This window comes from Caenispirillum salinarum (assembly GCF_044803115.1).
GTDB lineage: Bacteria > Pseudomonadota > Alphaproteobacteria > Rhodospirillales > Rhodospirillaceae > Caenispirillum > Caenispirillum salinarum_A.
Genome location: NZ_CP085224.1, coordinates 4,900,119 through 4,919,047, shown reverse-complemented (window position 1 = coordinate 4,919,047; position 18,929 = coordinate 4,900,119). Strand labels below are relative to the sequence as shown.

The following is an 18,929-nucleotide window of genomic DNA, read 5'->3' as shown; positions in this document are numbered from 1 at the left end:
GTTACTTGCCCAGGTGCTCGGCGGCCAGGATCTCGCCCACCCGCACCGCGTTGACGGCCGAGCGCCGCAGGTTGTCGCCGGTCAGCCAGAAGCTGGCGCCGTTCTCCACCGTGGTGTCCAGGCGCACGCGAGAGATGAACACGGCGTCCTCGCCCGGAGTCTCGGCGGGGGTGACCACGCCCCGCGGCTCGCGGTGGTCGACCACCGAAACGCCCTCGGACTTGCGCCAGACGGCCTTCAGCTGGTCTTCGTTGAAGCCCTCTTCGCACTCGATGTTGATGAAGGCGGAGTGGCCGACGAAGACCGGCACCACGGCGCAGTTGGCGTGCAGGCGCATGTCGGCGCCGAACAGCTTGACCGACTCGCGGGCCAGCCCCGCCTCTTCCGACGTCGCGCCGCCCTTCTTCTCGAACTCGCCGACGGTGGGCAGCACGTTGAAGGCGATCTGCTTGACGAACTCGGTCTGGTTCGACGCCGGCGGCTCGTTCACGTAGATGCCGCGCGTCTGGTTGAACAGCTCGTCCATGGCCGGGCGGCCCTCCGACGACACCGACTGGTAGGTGGTCACCAGCGTGCGCGTCAGGCTGAAGGCATCGTGAAGGGGGCTCAACGCCTCGGCCACCATGAGCGTGATGGTCGACGGCGTGGCGACGATGTTGCGCTTGGCGTAGCGGGACAGCGCCTTGGGGTTCACGCCGGCCGCGACCAGCGGGACGTTCGGCTCCATGCGGAAGCGCGGGCCGGTGTCGATGACCACCGCCCCGGCCTCGGCGGCGCGGGGAACGTGGATGGTGGCCTCTTCCTCGGGCAGGGCGCAGTAGACGATGTCCACGCCGCGGAAGTCGAAGCGGCCGATGTCGCCGACGGGCACGGTGTCGTCCTCGCCGTAGGAGGCCTCGCCGCCCACCGAGCGGTCGGCGGCCAGGGCCGAAACGTCCATATGGGGGATGCCCGATTCGGACAGGACCTGGAGGATCTCGCGCCCCACGTTGGAGGTCGCGCCCATCACCGCAATGCGTACAGCCATGCCTTGCCACTTTCCCTGCCTGAGAACAAACGACGACGGCGCGCCGGATGCACCGGCACGCCGCCCGGAATATAGAGCAAGCGGCCCGCGCGCCAACCACGCAAGAGCCGCAATGCCCGATCAGCGCTGGGCAATCTGTTCCGGAGCGCCGTCCGTTTCAACCCATTCCGCGAAGGTGGGCGGCGGCGGGGCCGGCACGGCGGCCATCTGGCCGAAAGCCGCGGTGCCGTCGTCCATGGCCGCGACCGTGTCGGCGTCCAGCCGCCCGTCGGGATCGGCGTAAAAGGTGTGCCCGCCAATGGCGACCACCTCGGCCAGCCGGCCTGCCCAGCCAGGGGAGACCGAGTGGGCGTGGTACCAAAGGGCGCCTTCCGTCGGATCGCTGATGCCGTTGGTCACCCGCGTCACCGCGATGGCCAGGATCAGCGACTGGCGCCATGCCACCAGATCCTGCGGTTCGTCGGAGCGTCCGTCGCAGGTCCAGGAGAACTGGCAGGCGAACTTCCGGCCCGACAGGTTCTGGGTTACCACCTTGCACAGATCGCGGGGGAACCGCCCGTCGCGGGCCCGGTTGAGCACCACCTGCGCCACGGCCACGCGGCCGCGCATGCTTTCGCCGCGCGCCTCGAAATAGTCGTTGAGCGCCAGGCACACCAGTTCTTCACGGCTGACGACCAGACCTTCCGAGGGCAGGACGATGTCGTGGGGGATTTCGGCGGGAAACGCCTCTCCCCGCGTCGGCGCGATCGCAATGACCGCGACGAGCATCAACAACAGTCGTTTCATATAACGCGCATCCTCACAGCCTGAGGCGGGTGGTTCGCCGGCGGCCGGGTGGTCCTCACACCATCCGGCCGAAAGAGCCCCTTTCACGGCGAACGGGCCCGCCCGTTCCTCAAGTCACCCCGGTCGACGCCACCGATTGTGCACCGCAGCAAGGAATTTTGCAATGCAACATGACGATTTATCGCCGCCGAAGCCGGGAAATGATTAAGATTCAGGACCTTCCCGGTTGATGTTATCATGGCGCCTCAAAAGTGGAGGAACCGCCTCATGTCATTGGACGTCATAACGCTTCTCTTGGGATGCCAGTTGCTCGGAGAAGTACTAGTTCGATTGACTGACATTCCGGTGCCTGGTCCGGTTGTCGGCATGGCCTTGCTTTTCCTCGGACTCGTATTCAGGGGATTAGTATTGAAGACTCACCTGCCCGAGTCCGTAAAACGGACGGCAGGCGGTTTGCTCCAGCATCTATCCCTGCTGTTTGTGCCGGCCGGAGTCGGCGTCATGGTCCACCTGCCGCGCCTGGCCGACGAATGGATGCCCATCACCGCCGGGGTGGTGGTGTCCACGCTGTTGACCATCGTCGTGACGGGGGTCCTCATGCAGGCGCTTCTGCGCCGGTCCGCCGCCCGCTCTTCCGATCCGGCGTCGGAGGACTGACCCATGGGCGAGGACCTTTACCAGATCTGGGTCTACCTGGCGGCGGAGCCGCTGACGGGCCTGTTCGTGACCCTGGTGGCCTACCGGCTGGGTCTCGCGCTGTTCGAGCGCGCGGGCCGTCCACCGATTCTCAATCCCGTGCTGACGGCGGTGCTGCTCATCGTCGGGCTGCTGACCGTCACGGACGTGGACTACTCGGCCTACTTTGAGGGCGCGCAGTTCGTCCACTTCCTTCTCGGGCCGGCGACAGTAGCACTTGCGATCCCTCTGTACAACCAATTGTCCTCCGTGCGGCGATCGCTTCCCGCGCTGGCTGCCGCGATCCTGGTCGGATCGGTGACTGCGGCCGGGTCGGCGGTGGCGGTGGCATGGGTGCTGGATGCCAGCCCGCAGACCGTGATTTCGCTGGCGCCCAAGTCGGTGACCACCCCCATCGCCATGGGCGTGGCGGAGCGCCTAGGCGGATTGCCGTCGCTGACGGCGGTGCTGGTCATCCTCAGCGGCATCCTGGGCGCCATTGCCGGGCCAGGCCTGCTGAAGCTGGTCGGCGTTCGCGATGACCGCGCCGGGGGCGTCGCCATGGGCACCGCCAGCCACGGCATCGGCACGGCGCGCGCGCTCCAGACCGGCGAGGTGGCGGGTGCCTTTTCGGGCTTGGCCATGGGGCTGAACGGCTTGGCGACGGCGGTGCTGCTGCCGCTTCTCTATGCCCTGTTCATGGCGGGAGACACGCCATGAGCCGCCGCGGCCGCATCGACACCGCCCTGACCCGCCTCGCCCCGCGCATTCCCTCCCACGAGCGTGGCGCGGTGGTTGACCACGCATTGGACAGTCCGGGACTGAAGACGGCCGGCCCCGAGGCAGCCGCTTGGCTGTCCCTGGTGTCCTACGTGCGTCACGTCTTCACGGATTACGACGCGCTGCTGGCAGACGGCTACGACGTCGATTCGGCACGCTTCTTCGTGGCCGGCGAGATCGACGACGTGCTGGCCGACTGGGGCTGCACCCGATCCGTCTGCGACGACGAGGCTTGAGGACGGTTGCCGAGTCGCGGGGAGTTATGCATGATGAATGCATGACGAAGAAAACCACGGCCAACAAGCTGGGCGCCCTGGCCACCGCCCTTGCCGACGCCATGGCCGACGGCTTCGGGGACCTGTCGCCGAGCGCCGCCGCCGCCGTCCTGACCCTGCGTCAGACGGAAACCCTGGGCACGACGGAACTGGCCCAGGTGGTGGGGCTGTCTCAGCCGGCCTGCACGCGCATGGTCGACCGCCTGGTCGCTGACGGGCTGGCCCAGCGGCGTCCTGCGCGGGGACGCACGGTTCCCATCGCCCTCACGGAAAAGGGGCGCCGCGAGGGCGAGCTGATTCAGGCGCGACGGCTGGCCGTTCTGCGCACGGTCACCGAGGGGCTGGACAAGAAGGAGCGCAAGGACCTGGACCGCCTGCTCGACCGGCTGCTGTCCGCTGTCGCCGCCGACGGCGCCGCGCCGCACCGGGCCTGCCGCCTGTGCGACACGCGGGTGTGCGACGGCAAGGGTTGCCCCCGCCTGGCCGGAGACGCCGCGCCGCTGCCCGCGCCCGCCGAATAGAGACGGCGGGCGCCAGGGAAGGGGCGCCTTCATTCCGCCCTGAACCATTGGCAGGATTGCACGCGCGCGCCTCGCATGATCCTCTGTGCGCCGCGCCCATCCTTTCGTTCGCCGGGAGTTTCAAGACCGTGTTGCGATCCGCCATCGACCGCCTGCCCCTGGACCGTCTGCCGCTCGACCGCATGCCGCGCGGCCGGGTGATGACCGGCATCCTCATCGTGGTGCTGCTGGTGGCGCTGTACTACCCGATCGGCATGGCGCTGACGAACGAGATCAACGACGACGTCGCCTACACGGCGCCGGAAGCCTTCCAGGTCGACGGCGGCAGCCAGGCCGTCAGCATGGCCGCGGCGCTGATCCACCGCGAGATCGACGAGACGACATGGGTCGCCAACAAGCCCTGGCTGTTTCCGGGTGCCGCGCTGGACAACATGCCGAACTACCAGATCGGCCTGATGTACGCGATTTCCCGCTTCGCCATCGAGATGACCGACAGCCTGGGCCGCACGCGCGGCTCCAGCCAGGCCGACGCCGATCTGGACCGCGCGTCGGGCCTGCTCAAATACGACGGCACCATCTGGGTGTGGGAGCCTTCCACCAGCCTGCTGCCCACGGCCAGCGCGACCAAGCAGTACGCCGCCGGCCAGAGGGCCCTGATGAGCTACAACCAGCGACTCGCGGCCGGGGAGGCGGTCTACGACAAGCGCGCCGACAATCTGATCGCCTTCCTGGACCGGGTCGCGGCCGACCTGGGATCGTCCTCTGCCGCTCTGGACGCCCGCGCGACGGAAAGCGACGCAGGCTACTTCGATACCCTCGCCGACGACATCTTCTATTCGGTGAAGGGGCGGCTGTACGGCTACACCATGCTGCTGGAGGCCGTCGGCCGCGACTTCCCGGACGTCATCGCCGAAAAGAACGTCGGCCAGGCCTGGGAGCAGATGCTCGCCAGCATGCGCTCGGCGGCGGTGATGGACCCGCTGGTGGTCGCCAACGGGGCCAACGACGGGCTCATCGTGCCCAGCCACCTGACGGCCCAGGGCTTCTACCTGCTGCGCGCCCGCACCCAGTTGCGCGAGGTCGCCAGCATCCTCGCGAAATAAGACCGCACCGACGAAGAGGGAGGGGAGGACGCCATGCCCCTGATCGAGTGGAAGGCCGGCTACAGCGTCGGCCACCGGGACCTGGACGCCGACCACGAGAACCTGGTCGAACTGATCAACACGCTGCACGAATCCTGGGAAAACGGCGAGGACCTGGATGTCCTGCACGGCATCTTCGGCGAACTGCTGATGTACACGGACTATCACTTCCAGCGCGAGGAACGCCTGCTGGAGGAGATGGCCTATCCCGCCCTGGACAAGCAGCGCGAGGAGCACGCGGCCCTGCGCGCCCGCGTCCAGGACTTCCGCGCCCGCCACCTGGCCGAGCCCAACCCGGTCCTGACCGTGGAGATCGAGGATTTCCTGAAAACCTGGATGATGAGCCACATCCTGGAAGAGGACATGCGCTACAAGCCGTTGTTCGAGGCCCGGCGGCCTTCCGAAACCTAACGCCGCCACGCCAGCACGGTGAAGTCGTGGCTGCTGTAGCGGGCCAGAAGGCTCACTTGGCCGGCGCCCAGCTTGCGTTCGGCGAAGGCGGCCCAGTGGTCGGGATCGGCATAGTACAGGCCGCCGTCGTCGAGGCGGGCGTGGCGGCCGTGGATGTTCAGCATGTTGAACGCCAGCCCCCGCCGCGATTGCGCCCACAGCCCTTTCAGCACATCGCCGCAGTGCAGCTCCCATTCCGGGTCCGGCACGTCCAGCTTCATGCCGAAGGTGCCCGAGGCGAAGGAATAGTCCGCCTCCTCCGTCGCTTCGCCGGCCATGTAGAAGGCTGCGCGCGGATCGGTGATGGTCCGCCGCGCCGACTCGATCATGCGCTCCGACAGATCGTAGCCGATGTAGCGGGCGTCTGGCGCCAGCCAGCGGCGGCGGTCCAGCCACTCGAACAGGGGGCCGTAGCCGCATCCCAGATCGTTGATGGTGACCGCCCCGCGGGCCCGGCGCCACAGGCGGCCGCGCCGCACCGTGTCGGGCTCGAACAGGCGCGCCAGCTGGCCGAACCGCAGGTGCTGGCCCCGCCGGCTGTGCCAGAGGGCGGCGCGGGCCGTGCGGCCGTGCAGGCCGAAGGTCCAGTCGTAGGTGGCGGCGATGCGCAGGTACAGCTCGCGCCGGCTGTCGTTCATGCCCGGAAAGACCAGTTCCCCGACGGCCCTGGCAAAGGGAGTGCGGGCGCCCTCGCCGCACAGGTCGGGGTCGCGGGCGGGCTCGGCCGGCTCGGCAGGGTGCGGGTCGTCGGGTTCGGGCATCCGGTCGCTCATCGTCGCAAAGGTGGCAGGGCCTCAGCCGCCCGGCAAGTCCGGCGCTTGACGCGGGGACGGCTTCTCACGAAATATGGTCTTGCCGCGATGCCGCAATGGTCGGATCGCCGCGCGGACCACCCGGCTTCGGGCGCCGACAGGGCCCTTCGCCGGTACTCGCTCAGGATCGAGGAGAACGCGACCGTGACCCGCCTTTCCGTTTTCAACAGCCCGCTGCTGCTGGGGTTCGACCAGTTCGAGCGCGTGCTCGACCGGGTCGCCAAAAGCTCGGCGGAAGGCTATCCGCCCTACAACATCGAGCAGATCGGCGAGAACGGGCTGCGCATCACCCTGGCCGTCGCCGGCTTCGCCGAAGAGGACCTGAGCGTCACCACCGAGGACAACCAGCTGGTGATCCGGGGCCGCCAGTCGCGCGATGACAGCGACCGCGTCTATCTGCACCGCGGCATCGCCACGCGCCAGTGGCAGCGCAGCTTCGTGCTGGCGGAAGGGATCGAGGTCAAGGGCGCCTGGCTGGACAACGGCCTGCTCAACATCGACCTGGAGCGCCCCATGCCCGAGCCCAAGGTGTGCCAGATCAAGATTCAGACCAAGGGAGACAGTCACAAGGGCAACGGCTCCACCCGCACCATCGATGTCGATCCGCGCCTGCGCGCACCCGACGACGAGGACGCCTAGACGCCCCACGCGCCGCCCGCGCGGCGGCTCCGCGACGCAGCTTTCCGCCCTGCGGGAATAGCCGTCGCGCCCACGGAAGGATCGGTCCGGCGAACGGAGTCCGGAAACCTTTCGTTCACTTCATAAGAGATAGAATGAACAGGTCGCCTGGAAGGCCCGCGGGCCCAAGAGGCCTCGGCGACCAAGGAACGAGGGACACCATGACCGAGAAAATGCAGCAGAGCCACGACGAGTTCGGCCAGACCCCCGCCATCAGCCCCTCCGAACTGGCGGCACTGGGTGCCGAGGACGTGGCCTACGCCAAGTTCGTCACGGACTCCGACGGCCAGGAATACTGGTCCATCCACGCCGGCGACGGCACCCAGCTGGGCGCCGCGCAAAGCCTGGACCTGGCCTGGGCGGCGATCCGCCAGAACGACCTGGAGCCGGTCAGCGTCCACTGATCCGCGCCCTTCCGAAGCAGAGAGGCCGCGCCCGCAAGGGTGCGGCCTTTTTTCTGGGCAGCCCATGGCATTCCGATCCGTCATACGCGCCGATGATTGAAATCATCGACGCTGCGTTCAGACGGCACGCAGCCTTACGCGCCATAAGGCGCGGCGGCCAGTCGGCCTTGCCGGACGACGAGTGTACGATTTCGTGTGTCATCCGGTATCAGCCGCCGCGCCGCAGGCGGGCAAGGCCCGGATTCGGAAGGACCGGCAGGACTTGATCAAGCCGCGCGTCCGTCATCGCTGCCGCGCAGCGACGATGGCAGCCCTGCCGCGCGCTTCGCCGCCCGTCGCGGGGTCGCCCGGCAGGTTGTCAAAGTCGCCGCGCAGGGCCTTAAGGGCCATCCGTTCCTCGGTGATCTCGCGCTGGGTGCGCACGCCGCGCCGGCGGAAGATCGGCAGCGGCGGGCACCAGCCCTGGATGGCGTGCTGCAGCAGGAAGGCCATCACCAGCGCCGGCAGGGCCAGGAAGCGGCGGTCGACGAAGGCGCCCAGGATGGTGCCCGTCAAGGCGAGCGTCGCGGCGTTGGTCTCCAGCGTGCGCTCGATGTCCCATTCCTTTTCCAGGTCCGCCAGGCGCCGGTCGATGTCGTCGAGCCGGCCGTTCATCTCTTCCAACCGCCGGGCGGCGTCCAGCACCCGCGCGTCGGAGGCGGCGCGGATGCTGGCATTGATGCTGTCGGCGGTGTGGTCGGGCACGCGGGCGGCGGTACCGGGGATCATGGGCGGCCTCTTGCGCTGGCGGTGAACCGGGCGGCACCGGACGATGCCTGTGTCATCCGCGGCTTAGAACGCTCCGCCGCACAAGGGGTTCACGCCTCTTCCGGCGCGGCTGCTACCACAGGGGCAGGGGATAGTGCAGGCCGCCGTCGGTCCACAGGGCATTGAGGCCGCGCGGCAGGCCGAAGCGGCTGCCGCTGCCAAGGGTGCGCTCGAACAGTTCGCCGTAGTGGCCGGCGGCGGCGATGGCGCGCCGCGCCCAGGCATCGTCCAGTCCGACGGCGGCGCCCGCGCCGCGATCCAGGCCCAGCAGCCGCCGCGCCTCGGGCGTCTCGGCCTGGACATCGTCGGCGGCGGCGCGGGCCTGGTCGACGCCCACATGCTCGGCCAGCAGCAGGGCATGAATGGTGAACCGCACGATGGATTCCCAGCGCGGGTCGTCGCCGCGCACCGCCGGTGTCAGCGGCTCGCGGGAGATCATGTCGGGCAGGACCAGGTAGTCGTCGGCGTCCGGCGTGCGCACGGTGCGGGCGAGCATCAGCGACAGCCTGTCGCCGGTGACGAGGTCGCAGGACCGGGACAGGAAGGCGCTCCAGGTGCCGTCCTGGGTGTGGCGGTTTTCCACGGTCAGCGGCAGCCCGGTGTCACGAATGTAGGCGTTCAGGTTCTGCTCGGTGGTGGTGTCTGCGATCACGCAGACCCGCGCCGGCGCCGTCACGTCGGCCAGCCGCTCTATGCCCGAGGCGCGCCGCGCGATGAAGCCCTGGCCGTCGTAGAGGATGGGCGTGGTGAAGGCCAGCCCCACGTCGGCCTCCCGCGTCATGGTCCAGGTCACGCCGGCGACCAGGATATCGACGCTGCCGTCCAGAAGCTTGGCAAAGCGGGTGGAGGCGATGAGCGGCACGAACTCCACCGCGTCGGGCGAATCCAGGATGACGGCCGCCAGGGCGCGGCAGAAGTCGACCCGGAAACCCTGCATGCGGCCTGTGTCGTCGCGCCAGGCATATTCCGAAACGGCACCGACGGCACACCGCAGCGTGCCGCGACGGCGGATGGCGTCCACGGTTCCACCGTCGCGGACGGCCGTCGCCGCCAATGCAGGCGCCGGCGCAGCGGCTGTCGGCGTGGCGTGCGCGGCGTCCGCCTTTTCCGGCGTCAGCGCCATGACCGCCAGGACGATGCCCGCCACCGCGAAAGCGCCGGCCAGCCAAAAGGCGAAGCGGCGCCAGCGGGTGTGGGGGGACGTGCTGCTGTCCATCAGGCGGCCTCCTTGCTCATAAGGCGGATCGGCATGCACCGTTTGCCTTGCTGGCGGCATGATACATAATGATGCCGTCCGGCGCTAAGGTACGATGCGGGACCACGCCCGGGCCGGCGCCGGCCGGCATTGAACGCCATGGGAACAGGGGGCGGTAAGACATGGGCCGATGGCGGATCGGCGTCGCCTTTCGGGTCCTCGCCGCGCTGCTGCTGATCGTGGCGCTGGCGGCGGGGTTGGGCGGATTTGCGCTTCATACGTTCCGGACGCTGCACCACGACGTCAGGACCCTGGCAGAGCAGCGCCTGCCCACGATCCTGGCCGCCGCCAAGCTGGACCGTCAGGCGGCGCTGTTGTCGGCCCAGGCCGCCGCGTTGATCCTGGCCAAGGACGAGGGTGGCCAGGAAACCGAGATGATGCGCATCCTCGACCTGGTCGACACTCTGGAACGCCTGATCGCCGACCTGGAGGACGGTGGCGTGGACACGGGCGACGTGGCGACCATCCGCGAGGTCAAGACCGGCTTTGTCGACTCCTTGCACAGGCTCAACATGCTGGTGGCCCAGCGCAACAGCCTGGAGACGGCTCTCGAGGCAAAGCTGACCGATGTTCTGGAGGGCGGCGGCGCGGCGCACGGCCAGCCGGCGCCGCCGCCGGACGCTGCCGGATACCGCTGGCACCGCGAGGCGCTCATCGCCCTGCACAGCCTGCAGGCCGCCGCCTCGGCCGAACGGCGGTCGGACATCGACCGCGAGGAACGGCTGCTGATTGGCAGCCTGCGCCAGCTCGACGACGCGATCAGCCTGCTCCATCCCAGCGAGCGGGTCGAGGCTTTCGCCATGCGCGCCCGGCTCGCGGGCTGGGCGGACGAGGGCGAGGGCGTCATCGCCCTGCGCCGGCAGCTTCTTCAGACGCGCGATGCCATCGATGGCACGCTGGGGCGCAACCGCGCCCTGGCGGACCTGCTGGGTGCGGCGTCGACCGACCTGTTCCACGCCGGCCAGTCCGCGGCCCGCGGCGCCACCAGCGCGGCGGCCGAACGCCTGAGCACCGCCGAAGTGACCTACGGCGCGGTGCTGGCGACGACGGCGTTGATCATGATCCTTACTTTCCTGTACCTGCGCGAAAGCGTCATCCTGCGCCTGCGCGGGCTGCAGACGGCCATGGCCGCGCACATCGGCGGCCGGCACGCCGCCATCCCCACCGACGGCGACGACGAGATTGCCGACATGGGCCGCAACCTGCGCTTCTTCCTCGACGTCATCGCCGCCCGCGAAGAGGAACTGACGGAAAACGAGCAGTTGTTCCGCACCGTGGCGGTGACGGCGCCGTTCCCGCTGCTGATGCTGCGCGCGTCCGACGGTGCCATCCTGACGCGCAACCGCCGGGCCGAGGCCTGGCTGGGCCTGCCGGCAGACGGCGAGGACACGGACGACGGGACGGCTCCCACCATCGCCGACATCCTGCCCGATGCCGCCGACCGCGAAGCTCTTCGCGCCATGGCGCCGGCCGATCCCGCCGGCGAGGGCGCCGCGCCGCTGGTCGACCGGGAGGTGCGGGTGGTCTCGGGCTCGGGCCGGGCGGGCTGGGCGCTCCTGTCGGCGGCACCGGCGACGGTGAAGGGCGAGGCCGTGGTGCTGGTCGGGCTGGTGGACATCGCCGCCCGTCGCCAGGCCGAGCAGGCCGTGCGCGAGAGCGAGCGCAAGTACCGCGGTCTGGTGGAAAACCTGAAGAACCACGCCGTCTTCGCCCACGACCTGCAAGGCCGCTTCACCTACCTCAGCCCCTCGGCCCCCGACGTCTTCGGCCATCCGGCGGAGGAAATGGCGCGCGACTACACCGCCTTCATGCCGCCCGACGAGATTCCCCGCTGGCAGAAGCGCCAAGAGGAGCTTATGTCGGGCAGGCCCTTCACCCGTGCCTACGAGGCCGCCTACATCCGGGCCGACGGCAGCCGCCGCACGCTGGCCGTGGTGGAGACGACCACGGTGGACGAGGCGGGGCACGTCACCGGCGTGGAGGGCATCGCCCACGACGTCACCGACCAGCGCAGCTATGAAAGCCACCTGCAGGCCCTGGTGCGCGAGCTGGAAAAGTCCAACGCCGAACTGGCGAACTTCGCCTACGTCGCCAGCCATGACCTGCGCGAGCCCCTGCGCATGGTCAACAGCTATCTGGGCCTGCTGCGCCGCCGCCACAGCCACGAATTGTCGGACGAGGCGCGCGAGTTCATGACCTATGCCAGCGAGGGCGCGCTGCGCATGGACCGCCTGATCCTGGACCTGCTGGAATACTCCCGCGTCGGTCGCGGCGACCGCCCGCTGGTGACCCTTGACCTGGGCGCACCCCTGGAGGCGGTGCGGCGCAACCTGGCGCCGGCCATCCGCGAATCCGGCGCAACGGTGACCCTGCCCGAGAAGACGCCGGTGATCCTGGGCGACCGCACGGACCTGGAGCGCCTGTTCCAGAACCTGCTGGGCAACGCCATCAAGTACCGCCATCCCGACCGGGTGCCGGAAATCGTCGTGGACGTGGCGCACGGGCCCGAGGGCTGGCACCTGACGGTGCGCGACAACGGCATCGGCATTCCGGTCGAGCAGGCGGAGCGTATCTTCAAGATCTTCCAGCGCCTGCACGCCCGCAGCCGCTACGACGGCAACGGCATCGGCCTGGCGGTCTGCCGCAAGGTGGTGGAGCACCACGGCGGCCGCATCTGGATGGAGCCCAACGACACCGGCGAAGGCTCCACCTTCCATGTGATCCTGCCTGACCGCGAGCGCGCCGCGGCGTGAGCGCGGCGGCCTTTCCGTCTTATGCCGCCGCCATCAGCAGCGCCGCGAAGCCGGCCGCGCCTATCAGGAACGGCCCGAATCGGCTGGCCTGCTCGTCGGGCAGTTCCTCCTTCATCACGTTCAGGATGGTCGCGCCGGCCAGCAGGGCAAAGAAGGCCGCCAGCACGGCCTCCGACACGTTGAACGCCAGCCCGATGGCAAATCCCGCCACCAGCGCCGTCACCAGCACCCAGCGCCCCGTTCGGCGGTAGGCGCGGCCGTGGTGGGCAGCCAAGCCGCGGTCGACCACCACCAGGTGCAGCGTCATGGCGGCGGCATAGAGCGCCAGGCTCGCCAGCCCCGGCTGCTCCCGGTGCAGCAGAAGATAGCCGATCAGCACGTTGTAGAGCGCGAAACTGCCCAGGTGCAGGGCGAAGATGCCGGGCGGCGGTGCGTCGGTCCGGTCCGCGTCGCGCGGGCCGGGGCGGTGGGCGATGATCAGCCGCTCCAGCCCGTAGAACACCGTCAGACCCGCCAGCGCCACGGCGTAGACGGCCAGTTCGCCGGATGGCAGATGTTCAGGCGTCGCCTCGGCCAGGTGTGCCTCCACCGCCGCCAGTTCCGGCAGGATGTGGACGAAGACGTAGGCGACGGAGACGCCGCCGGCCGCCGAAAGCCACCGGCTGCGCGGGCGCACGTCCAGCGCCTTCAGCCGGCCGGCGAAGGCGTGGGCGGCGAGCAGGGGCAGAAGGGCGATGAGGGCGGGCAGGGTGTCCATGCCCGAATCCACGCTGCGAATACACCACCCGTTCAAAAGAATTGAGGGGACCCGGCGGGGTCCCCTCAAACTCGCCTTGTTGACTGGAAGGGATCAGAGATCGACGGCGAACTCGTCTTCCGTCACGTCCATCACCGGGCCGGCGCCGGCGGTGACGGCGGCCAGGTGGCCCGAGTGCTGGGGCAGGAGGTTGGTGATGTAGAACCGCGCCGTCGCCAGCTTGGCGGAGTGGAAGGTCGGGTCGCCCTCGCCGGCCGCCTTGGCCTTGGCGGACGCGATGGCGGCCTTCACCATCATCCAGGCGCCGGCGACGGTGCCGAACAGGCGCAGGTACGGGTAGGCGGCGGCGGCCACGGTGACCGGGTCGGCGCCGACCAGCGCATCGGTGGCCTTCTGCAGGCTGTCGATGCCCTCGGCCAGGGTCTCGCCCATGTAGGCAAGGTCGCCCTCGGCGGTCTTCACGGTTTCGTGCATCTCGGCGATGCAGGAGGCCGCCGCCGCGCCCTTGTCGCGGGCCACCTTGCGGAACACCAGGTCGTTGGCCTGGATGCCGTTGGTGCCTTCGTAGATGGGCGCGATGCGGGCGTCGCGGTAGTACTGCGCCGCGCCGGTCTCCTCGACGAAGCCCAGGCCGCCGTGCACCTGCACGCCCAGGCTCGCGACCTCGACGCCGATGTCGGTGGACCACGCCTTGACCACCGGGGTCAGCAGGGCGACACGCTCGGCGGCGGCCTTGCGGACCTCGGGCTCGGCATGGCGCTCGGCCACGTCGAACTGCGCCATGGCGTAGTAGGCCAGCGCACGGGTGGCTTCGGTGTAGGCCTTCATGGTCAGCAGCATGCGGCGCACGTCGGCGTGGGCGATGATGGTCGGAACCTGGTCGCCCTTGAAGCCCACCGGCTTGCTCTGCACGCGCTCCTGGGCGTAGCCGAGCGCCTTCTGGTAGGCGCGTTCGGCGATGGAAACGCCCTGGAGGCCGACGTTCAGGCGGGCGTTGTTCATCATCATGAACATGTATTCCAGCCCGCGGTTCTCCTCGCCGACCAGATAGCCGGTGGCGCCGCCGTCGTCGCCGTAGGCCATGACGGCGGTCGGACTGGCGTGGATGCCCAGCTTGTGCTCCAGCGACACGCAGCGCACGTCGTTGCGTTCACCGACCGAGCCGTCGGCCGTGACGGTGTACTTGGGCACGATGAACAGGCTGATGCCCTTCACGCCCTCGGGCGCGTCGGGCGTGCGGGCGAGCACCAGATGGACGATGTTGTCCGTCATGTCGTGGTCGCCGTAGGTGATGTAGATCTTCTGGCCGATGATCTTGTAGGTGCCGTCGTCGTTGCGAATCGCCTTTGTGCGCACCTGCGACAGGTCCGAACCCGCGGCGGGCTCGGTCAGGTTCATGGTGCCGGTCCATTCGCCGGAGACCATCTTTTCCAGGTAGGTCCGCTTCTGCTCTTCCGTGCCGTAGTGGCTGATCACCTCGCAGGCGCCCTGGTTGAGCATGGGGCACAGGCCGAAGCTCATGTTGGCGGACTGCCACATCTCGTTGCAGGCGGTCGCCAGCGTCCACGGCAGGCCCTGGCCGCTGTATTCGGGATCGAACGGCACGCCGTTCCAGCCGCCCTCGGCGAACTGCTTGTAGGCGTCCTTCCAGCCCGGCGCCGTGCGCACGACGCCATTCTCCAGGACCGCACCGTGCCGGTCGCCTTCCCAGTTCAGGGGCGAGAGAACGCCGTGGGCGAACTTGCCTGCTTCCTCCAGGACCGCATGCACCAGGTCCTCGGAGGCCTCTTCATAGCCGGGAAGGGCGGCGACATCATCCATGCCGGCCAGCTTCAGCGCGAAGCTCATGTCCTTCAAAGGCGCAGTGTATTCAGCCATTTCCAGTTCCTTCCCAGTCGATCTCAGGCTGCGGCGACGCCTTCGCCGCCGCGCGCGTGCCGCGCAGGGTGACGCATACGTCACCGGCGCGCAAGAGGGCAGCCGGGCCACGACACCTATTGTCATGGAAACGATATCGATACCCTGGACCATCGAAGCTGTGGCGGGGCCGCCGCATGTTGTGCATACTACTTTTGATACGGCCCGGCCGGCGCACAAGCGTCAACCGGTGGGGACGGATATGCGCCGGATGCGGGTCATCCCAAGCGGATATACGATGGGGGAACAGGAGAGCGGCGGTCGACGGTGGACACGCGGGCACCCTCGGACGGGGCACAGACGAAACATCACGCAGTTGACGCCGCGGGTCCCGCGGCGCCGGCGATGACGCATGTGCCCACTACGGCCCTGGATTCCCTCGGCGCGGGCATTGCCGTCTACGGGCCCGATGACCGGCTGGTCCACGCAACGCCCAGGCTGAAAGCCATGTTCCCGCAGCTTGCCGGCGTCATGCTGCCGGGGGCGCGTTTCGCCGACCTGGCGGCGCAGGCCGCCCGCAGCGGGCTGTTTCACGGGGTGCCCGACCGGGTCGCGGCCGACCGGATCAGCCTGGTCGACCGGGCGCCGGCGGCGGAAGAGGTGCCGCTGACCGACGGCCGCTGGGTACTGCTGGAGGTCAGCCGGATCGAGGGCGGCGGCCATACGGTCAGCTACACCGACATCACGGCCTTCCGGCGTCGTCAGCAGGACCTGGAGGCGCGCGAGGATCGCCTGGCGCTGGCCATGAAGGCAAGCCGCGAAGGCATCTGGGACTGGGACGTCGAGGCCGGCTCGCTTTATTTTTCTCCGCGCTGGAAGGAAATTCTGGGCTACGCCGAGAACGAGATCGAGAATTCCTGGGCGACGTGGCGCGCCTTGGCGCATCCTGACGACCGTCCGGCGGTGGAGGCCCGCACGCGCGCGGCCATGGAGCCGCCCGAGGACGGCGGCGCGCCCGGCGACGGCGGCGACGGCGGCGACGACGGGTACGAGGTGGAGTTCCGCATGCGTCACCGCGACGGAACGTGGCGGCGCATCCGCAGTCGCATCCACATCAGCCGCGGCGCGGACGGGCGGGCCAGGCGCCTGGTCGGCACCCACGCCGACGTCACCGATCTGCGCGCCGCGCAGGAGCGCCAGGCCTGGAGCGCCTCGCGCCTGGCGGAGGCCGAGCGCATCGCATCCCTGGGCAGTTGGGAGCGCGACGCCCAGGGCCGCGAGGAATGGTCGCCGGGCTTCCGTGCCCTGCTCGGCGTGCCCGAGGACACGCCGCCGTCGCGCGAGATCCTGCAGCAGGTGGTGCATCCCGAAGACCGGGCCCGGCTGGACTCCTGCGTGGACCGGGGCGGCTGCGCCATGCGCATCATCCGCCCCGACGGGGCGGTGCGCGAGATCGCCTGCAGCGTCAAGCAGGAGACCGATGCCGAGGGGGCCGTGGTGCGCACCATCGGGGCGTGGCTGGACGTCAGCCTGCTGCGGGCGGTGGAAAACCGTGCCGCCCGCGCCGAGGTCCATCTGCTGGGCGCGGTGGAGACGGTGGCCGACGGCGTCATCCTGCTGGACCCCGACATGCGGGTGGTGCTGGTCAACAGCCGCTACATCGACGGTTTCCCGGGCCTTGAGGCATATCTTCAGCCCGGCGAATCGTTCCTCGATTTCCTCAACGTGCTGAAGACCCACGGCATGGTCCGCCGGTTCGACGGCATGCACGGCGACGACGACTGGCTGACCCCGCGCCTGGGCACCCTGGGCGCCCGGCAGGAGCCGTTCGAGATGGAGCTGTCGGACGGGCGCTGGTTCCTGATCAAGGAAACCCGCACGGTCGACGATTACATCCTGATCGTGCGCACCGACATCACGGCGCTAAAGCGGCGCGAAGCCGAGTTGCTGGAGAGCCAGGCCCGCTTCCAGGCCATGTTCGACAACTCGGTGCAGTTCATCGGCCTGCTGGCGCGCGACGGCCGGCTTCTGAAGGTCAACCGCACGGCACTGCGGTTCATCGACCACGAGGAAGCGGACCTGATCGGCCGGCCGTTCTGGCAGACGCCGTGGTGGACCCACGACCCGGCTGCCCAGAAACGCCTCAGGGACGCTCTGAAGACCGCCGCTGCCGGACGCGCAGACCGCTTCGAGGCCACCCACGAAGACGCCGCGGGCACCGAGCATGTGGTGGACGTCAGCATCACGCCGGTGTTCGGGCCGGGCGGCCACATCACCCACCTCATCGCTGAAGGACGCGACCTGACGGCCCAGCGCGAGGCCGAGGTCGCGCTGCGGCGCAATGCCCGGTTCGTGCAGGCCCTGGGCGATACGGCGCAGACGCCCATCTACGCCCACGACTCGGCGGGCCGCTACGTCTTCTGCAACGACGCCTTCGCCCTGGCGGTGGCGCGCCCGCAGACCGAGATCATCGGCAAGTCGCTGTTCCATGTCGCCATGCGCGAGCACGGCGTGAACATGCAGGAGATCAACAGCGACCTGCTGCAGGCCGGCGGCAGCCTGACCTACGAGGCGCGCGTGACCATGCCCGACGGCTCGGCGCGCGACATGATCGTCACCAAGTCCACCTACAGCGGGGATTCGGCGGGGCCCGAGGGCATCGTCACCGTCCTGACCGATATTTCGCGCCAGAAGGAAGTGGAGCGGCGGTTTTCCGATTTCGCCCGGTCCTCGGCCGACTGGTTCTGGGAAATGGACAAGCAGGGGCGGTTCACCTACGTCTCCGACCGCATCGCCGAGGCGACGGCGCTGCGCGCCTCCGACCTGGTCGGCAAGCGGCGCGAGGACATCGTCGACACGACCTGGAATCCCGAAGCGGTGCGGTCCTACTGGGACGCCCTGGAAAACCGCCGGCCGGTGCGCGACTTCACCTATCGGACCGTCCCCATCGACGGCCGGGTCCATTACATCCGCATCACGGCGGTGCCGGCCCATGACGTGAACGGCAACTTCATCGGGTTCCGCGGCACCGGGTCGGAGGTCACGGCCGAGGCCGAGGCGGCGGCCGCCCTGCATGCCGCCAAGGAGGCGGCCGAGATCGCCAGCCGGTCGAAGACCGAGTTCCTGGCCGCCATGAGCCATGAGCTGCGCACGCCACTGAACGCCATCATCGGCTTTTCCGAGATCATGCAGATGCAGGCGCTGGGGCCGCTGGGCAGCGAGACATACCTGGACTACGCCCGCGACATCCGCGCCTCGGGCGAGCATTTGCTGACCATGGTCAACGACGTGCTGGATGCCTCGCGGCTGGAGATCGGCAAGCTGGAACTGCACGAGGAAGAGGTGGACCTGTTGCGCCTCGCCGACGCGGCGGTGCACCTGATCAGCCAGCGTGCGGCGGATTCGGGCGTCGCCCTGCATGCGGAGGTGCCCGACGGGCTGCCGCTGCTGTACGCCGACGGCGGGCGGCTTAAGAAGGTGTTGACGAGCCTGCTGTCCAACGGCGTCAAGTTTACGCCCGAGGGCGGGTCCGTGACCCTCGCCATGCGCATGACCGGCGACGGGTGCCTGGAAATGACCGTGCGCGACACCGGCATCGGCATGTCCGACGAACAGGTGGGTCAGGCCCTGCAGCCGTTCACCCAGCTCGACGCCGCCCTGTCGCGCCGCTACGAGGGGATCGGCCTGGGGCTGACGCTTGCCAAGGACCTTGTGGAACTGCACGGCGGAAGCCTCGGCGTCAAGGGCGTGACCGGCGAGGGCACCACCGTCACCGTCGTGCTGCCCGCCGACCGGGTGCGGCCCCGCGCGTGACCGGACCTGCCCAGGGGGCGGAAGGGTATTCGTCATATACCCTTAATTAGACCATGGTATCTCTGAAACATCCTTTTTACTAAACGTTAAACACCTCGTCACAGCGGCGCTGTGTCGGCCGTCATGGCAGTCTCCTC

17 protein-coding genes are annotated in these 18,929 nt (G+C 69.0%); 10 read left to right on the top strand and 7 right to left on the bottom strand.

Translation table 11 applies throughout. From position 1 onward, the window contains the following. Window position 1: 1 nt before the first annotated feature. Window positions 2–1,027 (bottom strand): aspartate-semialdehyde dehydrogenase, encoded by a 1,026-nt coding sequence (locus LG334_RS22815; RefSeq protein WP_404381789.1) that lies wholly within the window; start codon window positions 1,025–1,027, stop codon window positions 2–4. A gap of 120 nt (window positions 1,028–1,147) precedes the next feature. After that, a complete protein-coding gene (locus tag LG334_RS22810; RefSeq protein ID WP_404381787.1) occupies window positions 1,148–1,813 on the bottom strand; it encodes a cell wall hydrolase in 666 nt (221 codons plus the stop codon). 237 nt (window positions 1,814–2,050) lie between these two features. Between LG334_RS22810 and LG334_RS22805 the strand changes: the two genes are divergently transcribed. The 6 genes from LG334_RS22805 (at window position 2,051) to LG334_RS22780 (ending at window position 5,617) form a co-directional block, all read left to right on the top strand. Continuing rightward, window positions 2,051–2,470 (top strand): CidA/LrgA family protein, encoded by a 420-nt coding sequence (locus LG334_RS22805; protein ID WP_404381785.1) that lies wholly within the window; start codon window positions 2,051–2,053, stop codon window positions 2,468–2,470. Between the two features lie 3 nt (window positions 2,471–2,473). Next, complete coding sequence (locus LG334_RS22800; protein WP_404381783.1) at window positions 2,474–3,208, top strand: LrgB family protein; 735 nt, start codon at window positions 2,474–2,476, stop codon at window positions 3,206–3,208. Further along, window positions 3,205–3,504 (top strand): DUF2293 domain-containing protein, encoded by a 300-nt coding sequence (locus tag LG334_RS22795; RefSeq protein ID WP_404381781.1) that lies wholly within the window; start codon window positions 3,205–3,207, stop codon window positions 3,502–3,504. Before LG334_RS22800 ends, LG334_RS22795 begins: the two co-directional genes overlap by 4 nt. 41 nt (window positions 3,505–3,545) lie before the next feature. Continuing rightward, entirely contained in the window at window positions 3,546–4,064 is a 519-nt protein-coding gene (locus tag LG334_RS22790) for a MarR family winged helix-turn-helix transcriptional regulator (RefSeq protein ID WP_404381779.1), read from the top strand. A gap of 128 nt (window positions 4,065–4,192) precedes the next feature. Further along, window positions 4,193–5,167: a DUF2333 family protein gene (locus tag LG334_RS22785; protein WP_404381777.1), complete on the top strand. Its 975-nt coding sequence runs from the start codon at window positions 4,193–4,195 to the stop codon at window positions 5,165–5,167. A 33-nt stretch (window positions 5,168–5,200) separates the two neighbouring features. Then, window positions 5,201–5,617, top strand: coding sequence for a bacteriohemerythrin (locus LG334_RS22780; RefSeq protein ID WP_404381775.1), 417 nt, complete (start codon window positions 5,201–5,203; stop codon window positions 5,615–5,617). Here the strand turns inward: LG334_RS22780 and LG334_RS22775 are convergent. After that, window positions 5,614–6,417: a class I SAM-dependent methyltransferase gene (locus tag LG334_RS22775; RefSeq protein ID WP_404381773.1), complete on the bottom strand. Its 804-nt coding sequence runs from the start codon at window positions 6,415–6,417 to the stop codon at window positions 5,614–5,616. The genes LG334_RS22780 and LG334_RS22775 overlap by 4 nt on opposite strands. 195 nt (window positions 6,418–6,612) lie before the next feature. Here LG334_RS22775 and LG334_RS22770 point away from each other — a divergent pair, with 195 nt between their 5' ends. Then, window positions 6,613–7,107 (top strand): Hsp20 family protein, encoded by a 495-nt coding sequence (locus tag LG334_RS22770; RefSeq protein WP_404381771.1) that lies wholly within the window; start codon window positions 6,613–6,615, stop codon window positions 7,105–7,107. A gap of 200 nt (window positions 7,108–7,307) precedes the next feature. Next, entirely contained in the window at window positions 7,308–7,550 is a 243-nt protein-coding gene (locus LG334_RS22765) for a DUF1150 family protein (RefSeq protein ID WP_009540535.1), read from the top strand. 282 nt (window positions 7,551–7,832) lie between these two features. Here LG334_RS22765 and LG334_RS22760 read toward each other — a convergent pair whose 3' ends face one another. Both LG334_RS22760 and LG334_RS22755 read right to left on the bottom strand, forming a co-directional pair. After that, window positions 7,833–8,318, bottom strand: coding sequence for a hypothetical protein (locus LG334_RS22760; protein ID WP_404381769.1), 486 nt, complete (start codon window positions 8,316–8,318; stop codon window positions 7,833–7,835). A 112-nt stretch (window positions 8,319–8,430) separates the two neighbouring features. Continuing rightward, entirely contained in the window at window positions 8,431–9,573 is a 1,143-nt protein-coding gene (locus tag LG334_RS22755) for a transporter substrate-binding domain-containing protein (protein ID WP_404381767.1), read from the bottom strand. A gap of 161 nt (window positions 9,574–9,734) precedes the next feature. On the opposite strand from LG334_RS22755, the gene LG334_RS22750 reads away from it, so the two are divergent. Further along, window positions 9,735–12,365: an ATP-binding protein gene (locus LG334_RS22750; RefSeq protein ID WP_404381765.1), complete on the top strand. Its 2,631-nt coding sequence runs from the start codon at window positions 9,735–9,737 to the stop codon at window positions 12,363–12,365. Window positions 12,366–12,384: 19 nt separating this feature from the next. Here the strand turns inward: LG334_RS22750 and LG334_RS22745 are convergent, their stop codons facing one another. Together LG334_RS22745 and LG334_RS22740 are read right to left on the bottom strand one after the other, a co-directional pair. Continuing rightward, on the bottom strand, window positions 12,385–13,122 hold the full coding sequence (locus tag LG334_RS22745) for a hypothetical protein (RefSeq protein ID WP_404381763.1): 738 nt from the start codon (window positions 13,120–13,122) through the stop codon (window positions 12,385–12,387). Between the two features lie 93 nt (window positions 13,123–13,215). Next, entirely contained in the window at window positions 13,216–15,000 is a 1,785-nt protein-coding gene (locus tag LG334_RS22740; protein ID WP_404381761.1) for an acyl-CoA dehydrogenase, read from the bottom strand. A 393-nt stretch (window positions 15,001–15,393) separates the two neighbouring features. Here LG334_RS22740 and LG334_RS22735 point away from each other — a divergent pair, with 393 nt between their 5' ends. Further along, on the top strand, window positions 15,394–18,792 hold the full coding sequence (locus LG334_RS22735; RefSeq protein ID WP_404381759.1) for a PAS domain S-box protein: 3,399 nt from the start codon (window positions 15,394–15,396) through the stop codon (window positions 18,790–18,792). Window positions 18,793–18,929 lie beyond the last annotated feature (137 nt).

Coding starts and splice junctions, on each gene's coding strand:
- LG334_RS22815 (WP_404381789.1), bottom strand. CDS start 1,027: ATGGCTGTACGCATTGCGGTGATGGGCGCGACCTCCAACGTGGGGCGC.
- LG334_RS22810 (WP_404381787.1), bottom strand. CDS start 1,813: ATGAAACGACTGTTGTTGATGCTCGTCGCGGTCATTGCGATCGCGCCG.
- LG334_RS22805 (WP_404381785.1), top strand. CDS start 2,051: ATGGCGCCTCAAAAGTGGAGGAACCGCCTCATGTCATTGGACGTCATA.
- LG334_RS22800 (WP_404381783.1), top strand. CDS start 2,474: ATGGGCGAGGACCTTTACCAGATCTGGGTCTACCTGGCGGCGGAGCCG.
- LG334_RS22795 (WP_404381781.1), top strand. CDS start 3,205: ATGAGCCGCCGCGGCCGCATCGACACCGCCCTGACCCGCCTCGCCCCG.
- LG334_RS22790 (WP_404381779.1), top strand. CDS start 3,546: ATGACGAAGAAAACCACGGCCAACAAGCTGGGCGCCCTGGCCACCGCC.
- LG334_RS22780 (WP_404381775.1), top strand. CDS start 5,201: ATGCCCCTGATCGAGTGGAAGGCCGGCTACAGCGTCGGCCACCGGGAC.
- LG334_RS22775 (WP_404381773.1), bottom strand. CDS start 6,417: ATGCCCGAACCCGACGACCCGCACCCTGCCGAGCCGGCCGAGCCCGCC.
- LG334_RS22765 (WP_009540535.1), top strand. CDS start 7,308: ATGACCGAGAAAATGCAGCAGAGCCACGACGAGTTCGGCCAGACCCCC.
- LG334_RS22760 (WP_404381769.1), bottom strand. CDS start 8,318: ATGATCCCCGGTACCGCCGCCCGCGTGCCCGACCACACCGCCGACAGC.
- LG334_RS22755 (WP_404381767.1), bottom strand. CDS start 9,573: ATGGACAGCAGCACGTCCCCCCACACCCGCTGGCGCCGCTTCGCCTTT.
- LG334_RS22750 (WP_404381765.1), top strand. CDS start 9,735: ATGGGCCGATGGCGGATCGGCGTCGCCTTTCGGGTCCTCGCCGCGCTG.
- LG334_RS22745 (WP_404381763.1), bottom strand. CDS start 13,122: ATGGACACCCTGCCCGCCCTCATCGCCCTTCTGCCCCTGCTCGCCGCC.
- LG334_RS22740 (WP_404381761.1), bottom strand. CDS start 15,000: ATGGCTGAATACACTGCGCCTTTGAAGGACATGAGCTTCGCGCTGAAG.